Source organism: Thalassococcus sp. (assembly GCF_982780845.1).
Genome location: NZ_CEYADA010000002.1, coordinates 93,469 through 110,403 on the forward strand (window position 1 = coordinate 93,469; position 16,935 = coordinate 110,403).

The 16,935-nt window shown below is 57.6% G+C and carries 13 protein-coding genes; 9 read left to right on the forward strand and 4 right to left on the reverse strand.

What is annotated here, in order from left to right; all coding sequences use genetic code 11:
• Nucleotides 1-9: 9 nt before the first annotated feature.
• From tsaE to hslU, 8 genes are all read left to right on the forward strand, one after another.
• On the forward strand, nt 10-480 hold the full coding sequence (gene tsaE / locus AC4FIA_RS02690) for a tRNA (adenosine(37)-N6)-threonylcarbamoyltransferase complex ATPase subunit type 1 TsaE (protein WP_490364613.1): 471 nt from the start codon (nt 10-12) through the stop codon (nt 478-480).
• Nucleotides 477-1,451 carry an aminoglycoside phosphotransferase family protein gene (locus AC4FIA_RS02695; protein ID WP_490364614.1) on the forward strand — a complete coding sequence of 325 codons (975 nt, stop codon included), beginning with the start codon at nt 477-479 and terminating at the stop codon, nt 1,449-1,451. Before tsaE ends, AC4FIA_RS02695 begins: the two co-directional genes overlap by 4 nt.
• Nucleotides 1,444-2,121 (forward strand): nucleotidyltransferase family protein, encoded by a 678-nt coding sequence (locus tag AC4FIA_RS02700; protein WP_490364615.1) that lies wholly within the window; start codon nt 1,444-1,446, stop codon nt 2,119-2,121. Before AC4FIA_RS02695 ends, AC4FIA_RS02700 begins: the two co-directional genes overlap by 8 nt.
• On the forward strand, nt 2,121-5,063 hold the full coding sequence (gene addB, locus AC4FIA_RS02705; RefSeq protein ID WP_490364616.1) for a double-strand break repair protein AddB: 2,943 nt from the start codon (nt 2,121-2,123) through the stop codon (nt 5,061-5,063). Before AC4FIA_RS02700 ends, addB begins: the two co-directional genes overlap by 1 nt.
• Nucleotides 5,060-8,419: a double-strand break repair helicase AddA gene (addA, locus tag AC4FIA_RS02710; protein ID WP_490364617.1), complete on the forward strand. Its 3,360-nt coding sequence runs from the start codon at nt 5,060-5,062 to the stop codon at nt 8,417-8,419. Before addB ends, addA begins: the two co-directional genes overlap by 4 nt.
• Nucleotides 8,420-8,485: 66 nt before the next feature.
• Nucleotides 8,486-8,806, forward strand: a complete 321-nt coding sequence (gene trxA, locus AC4FIA_RS02715; protein ID WP_103910739.1) for a thioredoxin — start codon at nt 8,486-8,488, stop codon at nt 8,804-8,806.
• Between the two features lie 148 nt (nt 8,807-8,954).
• Nucleotides 8,955-9,512: an ATP-dependent protease subunit HslV gene (hslV, locus tag AC4FIA_RS02720; protein ID WP_488048997.1), complete on the forward strand. Its 558-nt coding sequence runs from the start codon at nt 8,955-8,957 to the stop codon at nt 9,510-9,512.
• Between the two features lie 30 nt (nt 9,513-9,542).
• Nucleotides 9,543-10,850 carry an ATP-dependent protease ATPase subunit HslU gene (gene hslU / locus AC4FIA_RS02725; protein ID WP_490364618.1) on the forward strand — a complete coding sequence of 436 codons (1,308 nt, stop codon included), beginning with the start codon at nt 9,543-9,545 and terminating at the stop codon, nt 10,848-10,850.
• Here hslU and AC4FIA_RS02730 read toward each other — a convergent pair.
• The gene (locus AC4FIA_RS02730; protein WP_490364619.1) at nt 10,812-12,191 is read right to left on the reverse strand and encodes a hypothetical protein; all 1,380 of its coding nucleotides are present in this window, start codon (nt 12,189-12,191) and stop codon (nt 10,812-10,814) included. The genes hslU and AC4FIA_RS02730 overlap by 39 nt on opposite strands.
• Nucleotides 12,192-12,303: 112 nt before the next feature.
• On the opposite strand from AC4FIA_RS02730, the gene AC4FIA_RS02735 reads away from it, so the two are divergent.
• Nucleotides 12,304-13,101 (forward strand): sulfotransferase, encoded by a 798-nt coding sequence (locus AC4FIA_RS02735; RefSeq protein ID WP_490364620.1) that lies wholly within the window; start codon nt 12,304-12,306, stop codon nt 13,099-13,101.
• Here AC4FIA_RS02735 and AC4FIA_RS02740 read toward each other — a convergent pair.
• The 3 genes from AC4FIA_RS02740 to AC4FIA_RS02750 form a co-directional block, all read right to left on the reverse strand.
• The gene (locus AC4FIA_RS02740; protein WP_490364621.1) at nt 13,046-13,951 is read right to left on the reverse strand and encodes a glycosyltransferase family 2 protein; all 906 of its coding nucleotides are present in this window, start codon (nt 13,949-13,951) and stop codon (nt 13,046-13,048) included. The genes AC4FIA_RS02735 and AC4FIA_RS02740 overlap by 56 nt on opposite strands.
• 3 nt (nt 13,952-13,954) lie before the next feature.
• Nucleotides 13,955-14,626: a sugar transferase gene (locus AC4FIA_RS02745; RefSeq protein ID WP_490364622.1), complete on the reverse strand. Its 672-nt coding sequence runs from the start codon at nt 14,624-14,626 to the stop codon at nt 13,955-13,957.
• A gap of 74 nt (nt 14,627-14,700) precedes the next feature.
• Nucleotides 14,701-16,800 (reverse strand): GumC family protein, encoded by a 2,100-nt coding sequence (locus tag AC4FIA_RS02750; protein WP_490364623.1) that lies wholly within the window; start codon nt 16,798-16,800, stop codon nt 14,701-14,703.
• Between the last annotated feature and the right edge of the window lie 135 nt (nt 16,801-16,935).

Genomic DNA, 16,935 nt, shown 5'->3' on the forward strand with positions numbered 1-16,935 from the left:
TCTCCGCGCATGGAAAAAACTGCCGAAATTCTTCTGCCTTCTGCCGATGCTACGGCGCGCCTTGCCGTGGCGATCGGCGCCCGTCTGAGTGGCGGTGACGTTATCCTTTTGTCCGGCGATGTCGGCGCGGGCAAAACGCATTTCGCCCGCAGCCTGATCCAGTCGCGCCTTGCCGAACCCGAAGATGTTCCGTCGCCTACCTTTACCTTGGTGCAGGTCTATGACGCGCCCGAAGTCGAGATATGGCATAGCGACCTTTACCGTCTTTCCGGACCGGATCAGGTGTTCGAACTTGGGCTGGCAGACGCATTCGAAACCGCCGTTTGCTTGGTTGAGTGGCCGGATCGTCTTGGGGATCTCACTCCGTCATCGGCGTTGTCAGCGACATTTACAGACGGCGACAACGATGATGCCCGCGTTGCGCATTTCAGTTGGACGGATAGCCGTTGGGATGACCTGATGCGGCAGGTGACCGAATGAAGGATTTCCTGCTGTTTTCTGGTTGGTCCGAGGCCCGGCACGAGCCTGTGGCGGGCGATGCATCGTCGCGCAGCTACACTCGCCTGCGTCGGGGCAAAGACACAGCCATCCTGATGCAGGACCCCGAAGGCGATGTCGCGCTTTTTTCGCGGTTGGCCGAGTATCTGACAGCCATCGGCCTAAGCGCGCCACGTATTCTGGCAATTGATGCGGCTAAGGGGCTGCTATTGATCGAAGACCTTGGCAGCGATCTGTTTGCCGCCATATTAAGGGATGCACCCGACCAAGAGGGGATGCTTTACCAGCTTGCGACCGACGTTCTGTTGCACCTGCATGACCAAGCGCCGCCCGAGACACTTCCGGTCGCGAGTGTTGATCATCTTGCTACGGCAACGGACCTTGTTTTTGATTGCTATCTGACAGGCGCTGGCGGCACACAAAACGACCAAGCAAAAGCCGATCTGCGCGCCGCGTTTCAGGATGTCCTAAGCCAGCATGCCGATGTGGCTGATGTGATGATCTTGCGGGACTACCATGCTGAAAATCTTCTTTGGATGCCGGATCGCGACGGAGTGAGGCGGGCAGGCGTGCTTGATTTTCAGGACGCGCTTCTTGGCCATCGTGCCTACGATCTGATTTCACTTCTCGAAGACGCCCGGCGCGATGTGTCCGACGAAACGCGCGACCATGTCATCAATTATTACCTGTCGCGGACCGGCGCGGATGAGGCAGAATTCAGAACCCAGCTTTGCGTTCTGGGCGCTCAACGTAATCTGCGTATTCTTGGGGTGTTTGCCCGACTGGCGAAGGTCAGGGGCAAACCCGGCTATATCGATCTGGTGCCGCGTGTTTGGGCGCACATTCAGCGTGATCTGGCCCACCCCGCGCTGGGCAATATCGCAAGCATCGTTTCGGCGCATCTGCCTGCACCGACAGACGCGGTTCTGGAAAGGCTAAAAACCAATGTGTGACGCCATCATGTTTTTTGCGGCAGGCTTCGGAACGCGCATGGGTGCGCTGACCAAAGACACACCAAAGCCGCTGATCCCTGTTGCAGGTCGGCCCTTGCTGGATCATGCGCTTGAGTTGGCGGATAACTATGGACCGCTTCGGAAGTACGTGAATGCCCATTATCTGGCCGACCAGATCACGGCCCATGTGGACCCGAGCGCTGCCGAAGTGATCGTTGAACACCCCCAAGTTCTGGATACAGGTGGTGGATTGAAGAACGCTTTGCCCCTGTTGGGAAACGCGCCTGTTTTTACAAGCAACACCGATGCAGTTTGGTCGGGTCCCAACCCTTTGACGCTGTTAAAGCAGGCATGGCGGCCCGACGATATGGATGCGCTTTTGCTATGTGTCCCGTTGGAAAACGCGATCGGGCGGCAGGGTGGTGGCGATTTTGCGCTGGATGACAACGATAGGCTGATCCGGAAAGGCGATATGGTCTATACTGGGGTCCAGATTATCAAAACTGACGGACTTCTTGATATTTCAGACGATGTATTTTCCCTGAATGTGCTTTGGAACCGGATGCTGGAAAACGGGCGCCTTTTCGGTGCGCGGTATCCCGGGAAGTGGTGTGATGTTGGCCATCCTGATGGCATCACGCTGGCAGAAACCATGTTGGATTGCGCCTGATGTTTGAAAAGCAAGGCACACATCTTTTCGGGATTGATCCGGGCATCGATTTTCCTGCCGCTTTGGTTGCTGGCCTCAGGGCGCGCATGGAAGGTCAGCCGCCGCATGCCATCGCCAAGGTTGAACTGATCGTAAACACCCAGCGCATGGCCCGCCGGATCGAAGCGCTGTTCCGTAAAGACTCGGCCAGTTTCCTGCCTAAAATCCGGCTGATCACACACCCCGGCCCGCCCGAGGTTGAGGCCGCCCTTCCGCGCCCTGTGTCCGGCCTGCGCAGGCGGTTAGAACTGACAGGCCTGATCTCAAAGCTTCTGGATACGTCCCCCGATCTTGCGCCCCGTGCCGCGTTGTTTGATCTGGCGGATTCTCTGTCCACATTGATGGACGAGATGCAGATCGAAGACGTGCCGACGTCCGTTCTTGAAGATCTTGATGTGACCGACCAATCCGGCCACTGGGAACGCGCGCTGACATTTCTGCGCATCGTGAACCGGTATTTCGATGCGGCCGACCCGACACCAGACGCCGCCGCCTTGCAAAAGCGGGCCATCGATCTTCGCCTTGCAATGTGGGCCGAAAAACCGCCCGCACATCCGATTATCATTGCGGGTTCCACCGGTTCGCGGGGCACCACACATCGTCTGATGCAGGCGGTCGCCGCGCTGCCGAACGGTGCTGTGGTCCTACCCGGTTTCGATTTCGATATGCCCCGTCATGTCTGGGATCAGTTGATGGACGGTGTGAATGAACCCGGTTGCATCATGCCTGCCGAAGATCATCCGCAGTACCGCTTTGGCAAGCTTCTGGCCGACGTGAATGCGACGCCTCAGGATGTGCATCGTTGGACCGATGATCGTGCGCCAAGTCCTGAGAGGAACAAGCTGGTGTCGCTTGCGTTGCGGCCTGCGCCGGTGACTGACCAATGGCTGGCTGATGGCCCGTCGTTGCCTTCACTCGCCGTCGCAACACAGGGCCTGACCCTGCTTGAAGCGACCACGAAACGGGAAGAGGCGTTGGCCATTGCCCTGCGTCTGCGTCAGGCGGCGGAAGACGGCGTTACGGCCGCCCTGATCACACCTGACAGGGTGTTGACCCGTCAGGTCACGGCGGCCTTGGGGCGTTGGGGCATCGTCCCTGATGACAGCGCCGGTACTCCGGTTCAACTGTCCCCGCCAGGACGCCTGCTGCGCCATGTTGCAAAGCTGTTCGAAGGTGATCTGACCGCCGAAGCCCTGCTGACGATCCTGAAGCACCCGTTGTGTCACGCAGGTGCCGAGCGTGGCGATCATGTTTTGATGACCAACAAGCTTGAACTGAAGATCAGGCGCGAAGGATGGGCCTATCCCAAGGCCGAAGATTTGCTTGCGTGGTGCGCGACCCAAGAACGCGCTGACTGGGGCGAGTGGATCGTGCGGTCTTTCATAGACCAACGCGGACACGGCGAAAGGGCGCTGTCGGTTTGGCTGGACCATCATATCAGCCTGACAGAACAGATTGTTGCGGGTTCACACAGTGAAGATTCCAGCGCTCTCTGGGATAAAAAGGCAGGGCGCGCCGTGCGCGAGATCGTCGATGATCTGATCTCTGAGGCACCATATGGCACTGACCTGTCGGCCTCTGACTATGGTTCATTGTTCGGCTCTGTTCTTGCCAAAGGTGAGGTTCGGGATCGTGATGAACCCCATCCGCACATCCGTATCTGGGGCACGATGGAAGCGCGGGTTATGGGCGCAGACCTGTTGATCCTATCCAGCCTGAACGAAGGCACATGGCCGCAGGTTCCGCCTGCTGATCCGTGGTTGAACCGCCGGATGCGGGCCGATGCTGGCCTGTTGCTGCCTGAACGGTCTATCGGCCTGTCTGCGCATGATTTCCAGCAGGCAATCGCTGGAAAGGATGTCTGGCTTACCCGTGCGGCGAAATCCGATGATGTGGAAACCGTACCATCCCGTTGGGTAAACCGCTTGCTAAACCTGATGAACGGCCTGCCGGGGAATGGCGGGCCCGACGCGGTCATAGAAATGCGAAAACGTGCCAAGCCTTGGCTGGACTATGCCCGCCAGATGGATGCGCCGATCCCAGCCCCTCGCGCGCACCGCCCTTCGCCGCGTCCGCCTGTTTCTGCCCGCCCGCGCGAGCTGCCGGTCACCCAGATCAAAACGCTGATCCGCGACCCTTACGCGGTCTATGCCCAGCGCGTTTTGAAACTGCGTCCTTTGAACCCGCTCCAACGTATCCCCGACGCGTTGATGCGGGGGATCGCGGTGCACGACATTCTGGAAACCTACATCAAACGCACGGTCGCTGATCCGTCGATCCTGACGCGCGATCAATTCATGGCCGAGGCCAAGGCGCGGTTGGCCGAAATCCCTTTCCCGTTGGTTCGAAAGCTATGGGAAGCGCGGTTGGACCATGTGGCGACCAGCTTTGTCACCGAAGAAATCGCCCGTCAGAACCGTGCGCGTCCTAAGCATTTCGAAGTCTCCGGGAAAAGCACGATCAACGAGCTTGGTTTCACTCTGACAGCCAAAGCCGACCGCGTTGATATCGACGAACGCGGTGGTGCGTGGATTTATGACTATAAAACCGGAAAACCGCCCTCGGTCGCCGAGCAAGAGCATTTTGACAAACAGATGTTGCTTGAGGCCGCCTTGGTCGAACGACACGGGTTCGAGGCCTTTGAAGGTGCGCATTTTGAACGCGCCATTCACATTGGGCTGAAGGCCGGTACGGGCGAGCAAGAGGCCCCGACGGACAAAATCCCGCCTGCGCAGGTCTGGCAGGAACTGACCACCTTGATCGCCGCCTATCTGGACGAAGCGCAGGGCTTCACCTCGCGCAGGGCGGTGCAGATGGAAGGGCAGGAAGGCGACTACGATCACCTTGCCCGTCTGGGCGAATGGCAGCCATCCGATGAACCCGTGCAGGAGATCCTGAAATGAAGCGGGACGAGGCCACCCTACGCCAGATCGCAGCGGCCCAACCGGACCAATCTGTCTGGCTGTCGGCTAATGCGGGTTCGGGTAAAACGCGCGTGTTGATCGACCGCGTGGCGCGCTTGTTGTTGCAGGGCGTTGCGCCGGAAAACATCCTGTGTCTGACCTACACCAAGGCCGCCGCGACCGAGATGCAGAACCGTTTGTTCGTGCGTCTGGGTGAATGGGCGATGCTTGGCGACAGCCAATTGCGCGATGAACTGGCCAAGCTTGGTGACGAAACCGAGTTCACCAAAACCTACATGCAAAAGGCCCGTACTCTGTTCGCCCGCGCGATCGAGGCGCCAGGCGGTTTGCGTATCCAGACGATCCACTCGTTCTGCGCGGCCTTGCTGCGCCGTTTCCCGCTTGAGGCCAAGGTCAGCCCGCAGTTTCGCGAAATGGATGACCGCTCTGCCGAACTGCTTCGGGCCGAGGTGCTGGACCAGATGGCGGACGGCGAGCACAGCGATCTGGTGACGCGTGTGGCGTCCTATTTTACCGATACCGAAGACAGCTTTGATCAGATGATCCAAACGCTGTTGGGGCATAAGTCTGCGTTTAATCCACCGCGCCAGCCTGAGGACATCTTCGCGTCTTATGGTCTTGACGCGGGCGCGTCCGAAGAAAGCATACTGCAATCGGTTTTCCTTGGATCAGAAACCGCGTTTTTAGCCGAATTAGTGCCACATATGCAAAGCAGTGGATCGACGGACCAGAAGGCCGCTGCCGTCTTTTCGACGATCAAGCAGGCTGACATGGCTGCGCTGACTGCGCTGGAAGGTGTGTTGCTTTACGGTGGCACAGCGAAGGAACCCTTCGGGCCCAAAACGGGGTCGGTGCCGACCAAAGGCTTGCGGAAAAAAGCACCCATCGATAGCGCCTGTGATCAGCTTGACCAGCTTATGGAACGTGTGGCGTCTGCTCGCGAAACGCGGCTCGCTCTGCTTGCCGCGCGGCGCGATATTGCGCTGCACCAGTTCGCGCAGGTGTTCCTACCGATGTACGAAGAGGCCAAGCTGCTAAAAGGCTGGCTGGACTTTGACGACCTGATCGAAAAGGCCCGCGCTCTGCTAAGCGACGAACTGGTGGCAGAATGGGTGCTGTACCGTCTTGATGGCGGCATCGACCATATTCTTGTAGACGAGGCGCAGGATACATCGCCGATCCAGTGGGACGTCATCGAGCGTTTGGCGCGAGAGTTTACTTCGGGCGAAGGTGCGCGTGCGGATGTTCTGCGCACCATCTTTGTGGTCGGCGATAAAAAGCAGTCGATCTATTCTTTCCAAGGCGCTGATCCACGTGAATTCGACCGTATGCGCGCCGATTTTGCCGAACGTTTGGGGCAAACGGAAACGCCACTGGCATCGCGATCCCTGTCGCATTCTTTCCGGTCAGCTGGCGCAGTTCTGAAGGTTGTCGATGCCACGTTCGACGGGCGCGATGCGTCGGGCTTTACCGAAGAAGAAAAGCACATCGCGTTTTTTGAGCATCTTCCCGGCCGTGTCGATCTTTGGCCGGCCATTCCGAAGGCCGAAAAAGAGGACTCGGACGTATGGTTCGACCCCGTGGATCGGGTCAGTGAAACCCATGCCGATGTGGTTCTTGCCGGTCAAATCGCGGATTTCATTCATCAGCAGATCAAGGCGAAAACGCCTCTACCGGGCGCAAAAGGCACGGCGCGCCCCATGAAGGCGGGTGATGTGCTGATACTTGTCCGCAGGCGCGCACGGCTTTTCAACGAAATCATCCGTGCCTGTAAGGTGCGTGGTTTGCCCATCGCGGGCGCGGACAGGCTTAAGGTGACGGCGGAACTGGCGGTCAGGGATATTGTGGCCCTGTTGTCGTTCCTTGCGACTGCGGAAGACGATCTGTCACTGGCGACCACTTTGCGATCCCCGTTGTTCGGGATTTCGGAGCAGGACCTGTTTACTTTGGCTCATGGCCGTCCTGCAGGTCAGCCGCTTTGGGAAGTATTGCGCAATAACAGAGACACATATCAGCCGATATTGTCTGTTCTCGACGATCTGCGCGACAACGTGGATTTCTTGCGCCCCTATGATCTGATCGAACGGATTCTGACCCAGCACGATGGTCGTGCGAAACTGATTGGCCGTTTGGGGGACGAGGCCGAGGATGGCATCGATTCATTGCTGCAACAGGCGCTGATTTACGAAGAAACATCGGTGCCTTCGCTGACCGGTTTCCTTGAATGGGTGCGCACCGACGATCTGGAAATCAAACGAAGCCCCGAAAGCGCTGGCGACCGCATTCGCGTGATGACGGTTCACGGCGCGAAGGGTTTGGAAGCGCCGGTCGTGATCATGCCGGACTGTGGCGAGATGAGAGGCATCCTGCGGGACAAAATCATCCCTGATGGCGAAGAGGTCATCTGGAAAGCCACGAAAAACGAACAACCCGCCCGCCATGCGCAGGCCGAAAACGCGATTAAACAGGCGCAAGCCGAAGAGCGTGACAGGCTGCTTTATGTCGGGATGACGCGGGCCGAAAACTGGTTGATCGTGGGGGCTGCGGGCGAGGTTGGCAAAACGCCCGAGGCCTCTTGGTACAACATGGTCGAACAAGGGATGACTGCGCTGGGCGCGGCAGAGCATGATTTCGGCCTTGGGCAGGGCCTGCGGTTTGGCGAACAGCTGGAAGCGCTGGTGGTTGAAGAGACCGAGGACAAACCAGAGACCGTCCACAACTTGCCCGATGTATTTTCAAAGCCAGCGCCCGAAGCGCCGCCGGCGCCCGAGGTGCGGAGCCCGTCCGACCTTGGTGGTCCCAAGGCGTTGCCTGGTGCGGAAGGCGATGAAACCGAGGTCGCGAAACAGCGCGGCACTTTCATTCACCGCCTGCTGGAACTGCTGCCCGAGGTGCCGCGCGACAGTTGGAACGACGCCGCGCCACGATTGCTTGGGCTGGAAGTGGAGGAAGCCGAGCCATTCCTGACAGAAGCGGCAGCTGTTCTTAGTGATCCGGACCTAGCGTATCTGTGTGACGATACCGCGTTAGAAGAGGTCGCTCTGACTGCCGATTTAGGCGATGCAGGGCCTTTTTATGGGATTATCGACCGGCTGATTATAACTGATGACAGCATTCTTGCCGTCGATTTCAAAACCAACCGTGTGGTCCCCGATACGCCCGACCGCGTTCCCGAAGGTCTGTTGCGGCAAATGGGGGCCTATCACGCCATGCTGGCGCGGATTTATCCCGGTCACAAAATCCAGACCGCGATCCTTTGGACGGCGATGTCACAATTGATGATGCTGGACACAGATCAGACCGCTGAGGCCTTTGGGCGTGCGACCGCATCTTGACGCCGTTCGGGTGGCTACATACGTTCACGTCAACCAACCAACGCATATGATGCGAGGAGATGTATCATGGGTACTGTAGCTGTCACGGACGCCACATTTGACGCTGAGGTCAAAAACTCGTCCGTTCCTGTTGTCGTCGATTTCTGGGCCGAATGGTGTGGCCCCTGTAAGCAGATCGGCCCCGCTCTGGAAGAACTGGCTGCCGAATACGGCGACGCGGTGAAGATCGCCAAGGTCGATGTCGACAGCAACCCGAACGCGGCTGCGGCCATGGGCGTACGCGGCATTCCGGCGCTGTTCATTTTCAAAGACGGCCAGGTTGTTTCCAACCGTGCCGGTGCGGCCCCTAAGGCGGCACTGAAAGGCTGGATCGACGAGTCGATCTGATCACGGTGATCAATCCAAGAAACGGCGCCCAAGCAGGCGCCGTTTTTTTATGGCTTGGACGCGACTAGGGTGGTCATCGCAGGCGGTACGTCTGCTTGTGTTCAAAGGCGCAAAGACCCATATCAAAGCGGATATTCAGGAGGTTTCCATGGCGGATACAGATTTTCCGGGCTGGCACGGCACCACAATCATCGGTGTGCGCAAAGGCGGTAAGGTGGTCATTGCCGGTGACGGGCAGGTCAGCCTTGGCCAAACCGTAATCAAAGGCACTGCGCGCAAGGTGCGTCGCCTCTCCCCTGGCGGATTTGACGTGGTGGCGGGCTTTGCAGGATCGACCGCAGATGCCTTTACGCTGTTGGAACGTCTGGAATCCAAGCTGGAACAAACCCCTGGTCAGCTACAGCGCGCGAGCGTCGAACTGGCCAAGGACTGGCGCACCGATAAGTACCTGCAAAAGCTGGAAGCGATGCTGATCGTGACAGACGGCAAAGAGTTGCTGGTCATCACAGGCGCAGGTGACGTGCTTGAACCTGAACACGACGTGGCAGCCATCGGCTCTGGCGGCAACTACGCTTTGGCGGCCGCGCGTGGTCTGATGGATTCCGATGGCGATGCTGAAACGATTGCACGTAAGGCCATGGCGATTGCGGCTGATATCTGCGTTTACACCAATGGCAACCTGACGGTTGAAACGATCGACGCCTAAGCCAACGGCGACATCGGAAAAGGACGACACATGACTGATCTGACCCCCCGCGAAATCGTTTCCGAACTGGACCGCTTCATCATCGGCCAGCAGGACGCCAAGCGCGCCGTTGCGGTAGCCCTGCGCAACCGCTGGCGTCGCAAGCAGCTGTCTGATGATCTGCGTGATGAGGTGTATCCCAAGAACATCCTGATGATCGGGCCGACGGGCGTGGGCAAAACCGAAATCAGCCGCCGCTTGGCGAAACTTGCCCGCGCGCCTTTTATCAAGGTTGAAGCGACCAAGTTCACCGAAGTGGGCTATGTCGGTCGCGACGTGGAACAGATCGTACGCGATCTGGTGGACGCCGCCATTGTGATGACCCGCGAACACATGCGTGAGGATGTGAAGGCTGCCGCCCAAAAATCTGCTGAGGATCGCGTGATCACTGCCATTGCTGGCGAAGATGCCCGCGAAGGCACGCGCGAGATGTTCCGCAAAAAGCTGAAGTCAGGCGAGCTGGATAATACCGAGATCGAACTGGATGTCGCCGATACGGCTTCGCCCTTCCCGATGATGGATATCCCCGGCCAGCCCGGCATGGGGATGGGGGCGTTTAACCTTGGCGATCTGTTTGGCAAGGCGATGGGCGGACGCACCACGCGCAAACGGATGACGGTTGCCGAAAGCTACGACATTCTGATTTCGGAAGAAGCAGATAAGCTTCTGGATGATGAAACCGTCAAAAACGCCGCGATTGAAGCGGTCGAACAGAACGGCATCGTGTTTCTGGACGAGATCGATAAGGTCTGTGCCCGCACCGATGCCCGCGGCGGTGACGTCAGCCGCGAAGGCGTGCAGCGTGATCTGCTGCCGCTGATCGAAGGCACGACTGTCAGCACCAAACACGGCACTGTTAAAACCGATCACATCCTGTTCATCGCATCGGGCGCGTTCCACATTGCCAAACCGTCCGACCTGCTGCCAGAACTGCAGGGCCGTCTGCCGATCCGCGTGAACCTGCGCGCGCTGACCGAAGAGGATTTCGTGCGCATCCTGACGGAAACCGATAATGCACTGACGCTGCAGTATACCGCGTTGATGGGCACCGAGGACGTCACTGTGTCGTTTGAACAGGAAGGGATCGCGGCCTTGGCGAAGATCGCCGCTGAGGTGAACCAGTCCGTCGAAAACATCGGTGCGCGTCGTCTTTACACGATTATGGAGCGCGTGTTCGAAGAACTGTCCTTTGCCGCGCCCGATCGGGCGGGTGAAACGGTGGTGGTTGATGCCGCCTTTGTTGAAAAGCACCTTGGCGATCTAAGCCGGTCGACGGACCTCAGCCGCTACGTGCTGTGATCCCGCACGGCCCAGTGCCACGGCCAAACCGGCAAAGATGAAAAACACGGCTTCCAAGTTCGGATATGGCTTGGTCAGCGCGGCCTGAATGATCAGCGCCGCGCAGCCTGTTTTCAGGGCTGCCGAAACATTGGTGTTCAACGTGTCGGTCACTTGCCGCGCAAAAATGACCCTGGCCAAGAACCAAAGATAAAGCGCGGTTCCCGCAATTCCCAATCCGCCCAGACAGGCGAAAAGCCAGCCGGACGCGCGCCCCGCGCCCATGCCTGTTCCAAGGCCGATGGTATCTTTCAAGTTGGTCAGAGCCTGATTGTTCCAAGACATACGCTCTGTCGCCGAGTCGCTGGAAACCTTGTCGATCAACACCGCGTCAATCACATGCGCGACCTCGGCGTTCAGGCTGTATAGCGCCACAGACGCGCCTGCCATGACCGGAAGGAACGCGGAAGAGAGCAGGATCAGCCGCGCCGCAGGTTTCAGATGCGAAATCGTTTTCAAATGCACGGCCACAAAGCCAACCGAGAACAAAGTCAGGCCCAAATAGGCCGCGCTGGATGTGGAGCGGATCAAAAGAAAGAACATCGCGATGGCAAATAACTTTGGCCACACACCAAGGGATTTTACCATCGTCATCCGAAGCCAGAAACCGAATAGCGCCATAGTGAAATAGGCATAGGCAGAAGGTTCTGGAAACCCGCCGCTGACCCGTTTGATGCCACCCAGATACTGGTTATCCAGCATGGCTGCCCGCATTGTCCGGATCGGGTCCAACAGATCGGGAAATCCCAGCGCATAGGATGCGATATCAGCCACGCTCAGCACAATGTGTAAAGACGTTGCTGTGATCAGTGCCTTCAGCGCCAGATCGGCGCGCGGTTTGCGTGCAAAGACACCGGCCAGAAGGAAAAAGATCGAAGAGGCGACCATGAAACGCAGAAACTGGATGGTGACTGTGGATGTGGGTTCAAGAGGTCTCAGGGCGATGGTCGCAAAGTCCCGCATCTGAACTGTGACAAACACGTCGGTTCTGTGGCTAAGGATTTGCGGAAGGAACAACGCGCCAAGCCCTGCCAGAATGATCAGCAGTAATAACGGGAAGCCCGCCTGATGTGGGCGCGCGGACTGGACGATGGCGGCGGTAAAGCCCGTGCGCCCGATCAGCGACAGCCACATCGCCAGTATGGAGAAATCCAATAGCGATACGGTGCCCGCCTGACCAAGTGCAAAAGCGGCGCTGCTTCCGAATGGCATAACCGCAGCCAGCAAAACGACGCCGCGAACCGGTCCTGCGAACAAGATCGCTGCGAATAGTACCAGCGCAATGGGAGAGGTGGTGAGCAAGTGTTTTGCGGTCCGTGTTCTGAGTGTCGCGCAAGATTCCCTTAGTCATGATTAAGGAAGTCTTTACGTTGTTCGATTTTCTTGAAGTAGAACGAAAGAAGGCAGGAAAGACGTGTCCGTTCCAGACCATATCAAGGGTATAGCCGCGGCAACTGCCGCTTCCGTTCTGCCGCGTCTGCGGTTTGAAAACAGCATCCTTGTTCTGTCCCATATGCGATCTGTCAGCACCGCGCTGACCCATGTTCTGGCGATGCACCCGGAAATCTGGGGATACGGTGAAACACATGTGTCTTATACGGACGAGCGGGCACCGGGTCGGCTTTGGCTTAATCTGCTTCGTCATGACCGGTCGGGTATCGGCCGCAAGCTGATTTTGGACAAAGTGCTGCATAACGATCTGGATCGCGCCGTCACGCCTGCGTTCTATCAGGCTAGGGCCGTCTTCCTGTTGCGTTCACCTGCTCCGGCGATCCGGTCGATTCAGGCCTTGTCCGTGGCGCAGGGGTTGGCCGATTGGCAGAGCCCCGACCAGGCAGCGCGGTATTATCTGATGCGGATCACAAGGTTGATGCATCACTGGAACCACTTCCCGCCAGAGCAACGTATCGGGATGCTGTCCGAAAACCTTATGCGCGATCCCGAAGGTGCATTGGTGCGTCTGTCGCAGTTTTTGCCTGTCTCGCACCCGTTAGAGAACCGCTATGATTCTGAACGTCGGGCTGAGCGACACGGGGCGGGTGATCCGACGCGCAGCCAAGACTTGACAAGGATCGAGCCGACAGATGCCTATGTGGATTTAACGCAGCCTGTTGGCGTTGATGAAAAACTGGCTGCGCACTGTGTTCAGGCTTATCTTACGGCTTCGGACCTGATGGACTTGGCCGAACATGCGTTAAACGATCGGGGCTAACCTTTCCCCGTATCCAGTCCTTCAGCGCGGCACGATTACCGCGCGCCCGCCCGGCGCGATCGATCCAGTCTTCGGGACAAAGCTGTTTCAGATGGTTTGCGAGGATGTTTTTCATCGTCAGTTTCAGCAGAAACACCGGCGGTATATGCCCCTTACCGGTCAGGTAGATGGGGTTGGCGACCTGACTGTATCCAAGCATATCGCCACTGCTTTCGCGGCCCAGCTTTGTCCCGCAATGAACGCCGGTGACAGTATTCACCTGAACCATTTCGCCAGCGACGCGACTGGCAAAATCAACGTCTTCCTGCCAGCCGTAAAGCGGCAACGCCTCATCAAACCGCGTGTCGCCAATGGCTGCTGTTCGGTAGGCCATGTTGCAGCCGTACAGACCCACAAGATTGCGTTTGATCGCTATTGGCACCTGCCCGACTGCAGGACGGTTCCGAAGCATGCTACGGGCGTCTGAAGCATCTATTCCGCGGGAATGGATACCATCGGCCAAAAGCGTGCCGTTCATTCCAGCGGCATAGGGCAGGGCGGCGAAGGCGCGTGAAAGCTGTTCCAAAGCATCGGCGCTGGGCATGTAGTCATCGTCGATGAAAAAGATGATGTCGCATTGGTCTGACAGGATGTTCAGAGCATGGTTGCGCTGCTTTGGCAGGCCTTTTTCCGCAAACTCAACACGCAGGGGCAGTTTGGCCGTGTATCGCGTCAGGTCGGGGATGTCGCTGGGCTGCGTTGCGACGATGATGACCTCGTGTGCGGGCTGCGTCTGTACGGTCAAAGTATCAAGTGTGTCGGGCAGAATGCGTGCCCGTCCACAGGTGCAAATGACAACGGAAACGCGCACGGCTTACAGACCGGACCGTTTTAAAACACATCCAATCGTGCGGAACAGAATGACCAGATCTTTGCTGACCGAGACGCCCGATGCATAGCGTACATCCATGTTGATCCGCGTATCGTAGTCGACCGCATTGCGGCCTGAAACCTGCCAAAGGCCGGTGATCCCTGGGCGCAATTTGAGGTAGAAATTACTGTGACTCCCGTACAGTCGAAGTTCGTTCAGCGGCACGGGGCGTGGGCCGACAAGGCTCATGTCGCCGATCAACACATTCCAAAGCTGGGGCAGTTCATCCAGACTGGTTTTCCTGAGCAGGCGTCCAAGCATCGTCACCCGCGGATCGTTGGTAATCTTCCGCCCCTTCGTCCATTCGGCACGGGCAGCTGGGTTTCGGTTCAAAAGGTCTTGTAGCTGCGCCTCGGCATCGGGGCGCATTGTTCTGATCTTCCAGCACGTAAACATCCTGCCGTTTCGGCCAACCCGTTTGTGACCGTAGAATCCGGTGCCGCCATCAAGGCGCGCCAGTACCCACAAAAGGGCCACGACGGATGCCACTGGCACCGCCATCAGCAGCGCCAGGCAGACATCAAGGCTCCGTTTGCCGTGCCGTTTGTAAAACTGGTTACCAGTCTGGCTTTCGGGGAAAGCAATGGTGCTGTGGATGGGAGTGAGATCGGTCATAGACGTTCCCTGATGTCGCGCGTTCCAATTCTAGTTTGCGCGCTCAGGAGACGTTTCTTGTGGTTACTATCGCGTTAAAAACCCGAAGATAATGCAGGTTTTATCGCACCTTGTTGCGGGTAGCCGCGCGGTTCGGTGCGCGGGTCTGTCCATGACATCACGATGCCTTCCGGAACGACGCCGATATTGCGCAAAGTGGCCAATCCATCCGCCACTGATCCGCGCGCCGTAGCGCCATATTGCACCACGAACAGAACCTGATCGACCAACGGCGCGATGCTCAGGCTGTCAGACACAGGAAGCAACGGTGGCGCGTCGACGATAACGATATCGTAGCGTTTTTTCAGATTGGCGAACAAAGCGCGCAGAACCCGACCCGAGTAGATCGGCGCGCCGACGGTTTCCGGCCCGATCCCTGCAAAATCAAAGCTAAGATCATCGGCTGAATGAATAACCTCATCCAGATCACAGCCTTGCGTCAGGTGCGCATGTAGGTCGGGCCCCGAGAACAAACCAACCTGACGTGACAGGCTTTTCTGGCGTGTGTCCAGATCAAGCAGCACCACAGACCGCCCCATGCTGGCAGCCGCATTAGCAAGGTTCATCGCAGTTGTGGTTTTGCCTTCGCCGGGCATCGAGGACGTCATCATAATGACCGAGGCTTCGTCGTTCATGCGTTTGGAAAGAACTGTCCAAAGCTGTCTGATGCGTTCAAGGTAAAGGCATTCTGATGCGGCGCTACGTTTGATGGGCAGGCGTGTCAGAACGCGGACACCTGTTGCCCTTTCGATGTCCGGATCGCGGCGGAAACCCTTTTCGAGGATCTCCATCAAAAGCGCGAGAACCAGACCAAGGCTAAGGCCCAGGGATGCGCCAAATCCTGTCATCAGTTTGATCCGCGGTGCAGACGGCCCCGCAGGGATTGCCGCCGCATTGACCACTTTGGCCTCGGCCCGTTGAATTTGAAGCTGTGCACGGGTGTCGGCAAGCCGCGTCAGCGCCGTCTCGTAGCCATCCCGGATGGCATTTGCTTCGGTTTCAAGTTGGCGCAGGGTCAGTGAGCGCTCTGAAATATTGGAAATACCCCGCTCGATTTCCAGAATATCGGCTGAAAGGCTTGTCTCGCGCGCGGCGAGGGCCGTGATGTTTTCCGACAAGTTGCGTTTTTGTTTGGTAACTTCCCGCGCAAACTCAGATTCAACACGGCTGATTTCAGCATCCAAGAGCCTGCGTTTCGGGTGGTTCGGTCCGTACAAAATTGACAGGCGTGCCTCTTCCTGAACAAGGCTGCGGCGCGTTGATTGAAGCGCCGCGATGGCCGGATAGGCGTTGGGCTGAAGATTGACCTCAAGCAAGTTTTCCGCAGGAATAGACTCTAATATTTCCAGCTCTTCCTTGATCCGTGTTTTGTCGGCACGCACGGAAGACAGCGCTTGGTTCAGCGATAAGGCCTGTTGCTCCAACACCTGAGGCGAGGCGCCCGCGTAGTCCAGATTGTCCTTTTTCGCCTGCTCGACCCGCTGTTCTGCTTGGGTCAGTTCGCCTTCACGCAGTGCGACCTGATCTGAAAGCCAATCTGTCGCTTTTTCGATGACTTTTTGCCGTTCGCGAAGCTGGGTTTCGAGGTAGATCTGGGCAAGCGTGTTGGCGACTTCTGCCGACAACTGGGCAAGCCCTGTGGTGACCGAAACCTCCATCACGTAAGACTCATCAACTCGTTTGATCCGCAACCCGTTTCGCAGCGACTGAACGATGCGATTCAGCCGTCGTTCTTCAAGCGAAATCAGTTTGAAATCCTGTTGGTCGTAGGAACTGATGCCAAGGGCGCGGCGAATGTACTGGGCCAGTCGCGTGCTAAGTCCCTGCGATGCGAGGCCGGGATCAATGGGGGTGAATTCATCAATACCGATACGCTGGACAACCCGTTCCAACAAAGTTGAAGAGCGCAACATTGCTATTTCGTTGGCCATAACCGGATCGGATATATCCAGATCAGACACGACCTGATCTGACGAGGCGGCCAGCTGTTGTTGTCTGGGGTCCAGCAACAAAGTGGCACTGGCGGTGTACTGAGACGGCTTCATTGCGGTCAGGACAAACATCGCAACAGTCGCGGCAAGTGTGATTGCCAGAACCAGATTCCGCCGACGCCAAACACCGACAATCAAGCGCAAGAACTCACCATGGTCGTCAGTGCTCCGCTGGTCAGCGTAGGGGCTTTGCCCGGTGTCGGTATGATGCGTGTTTTCCATGGGCCCAACGAGTTAAGTATTCCGTCCTAATCCTTTCCGGATCACGTTTTTACTTTT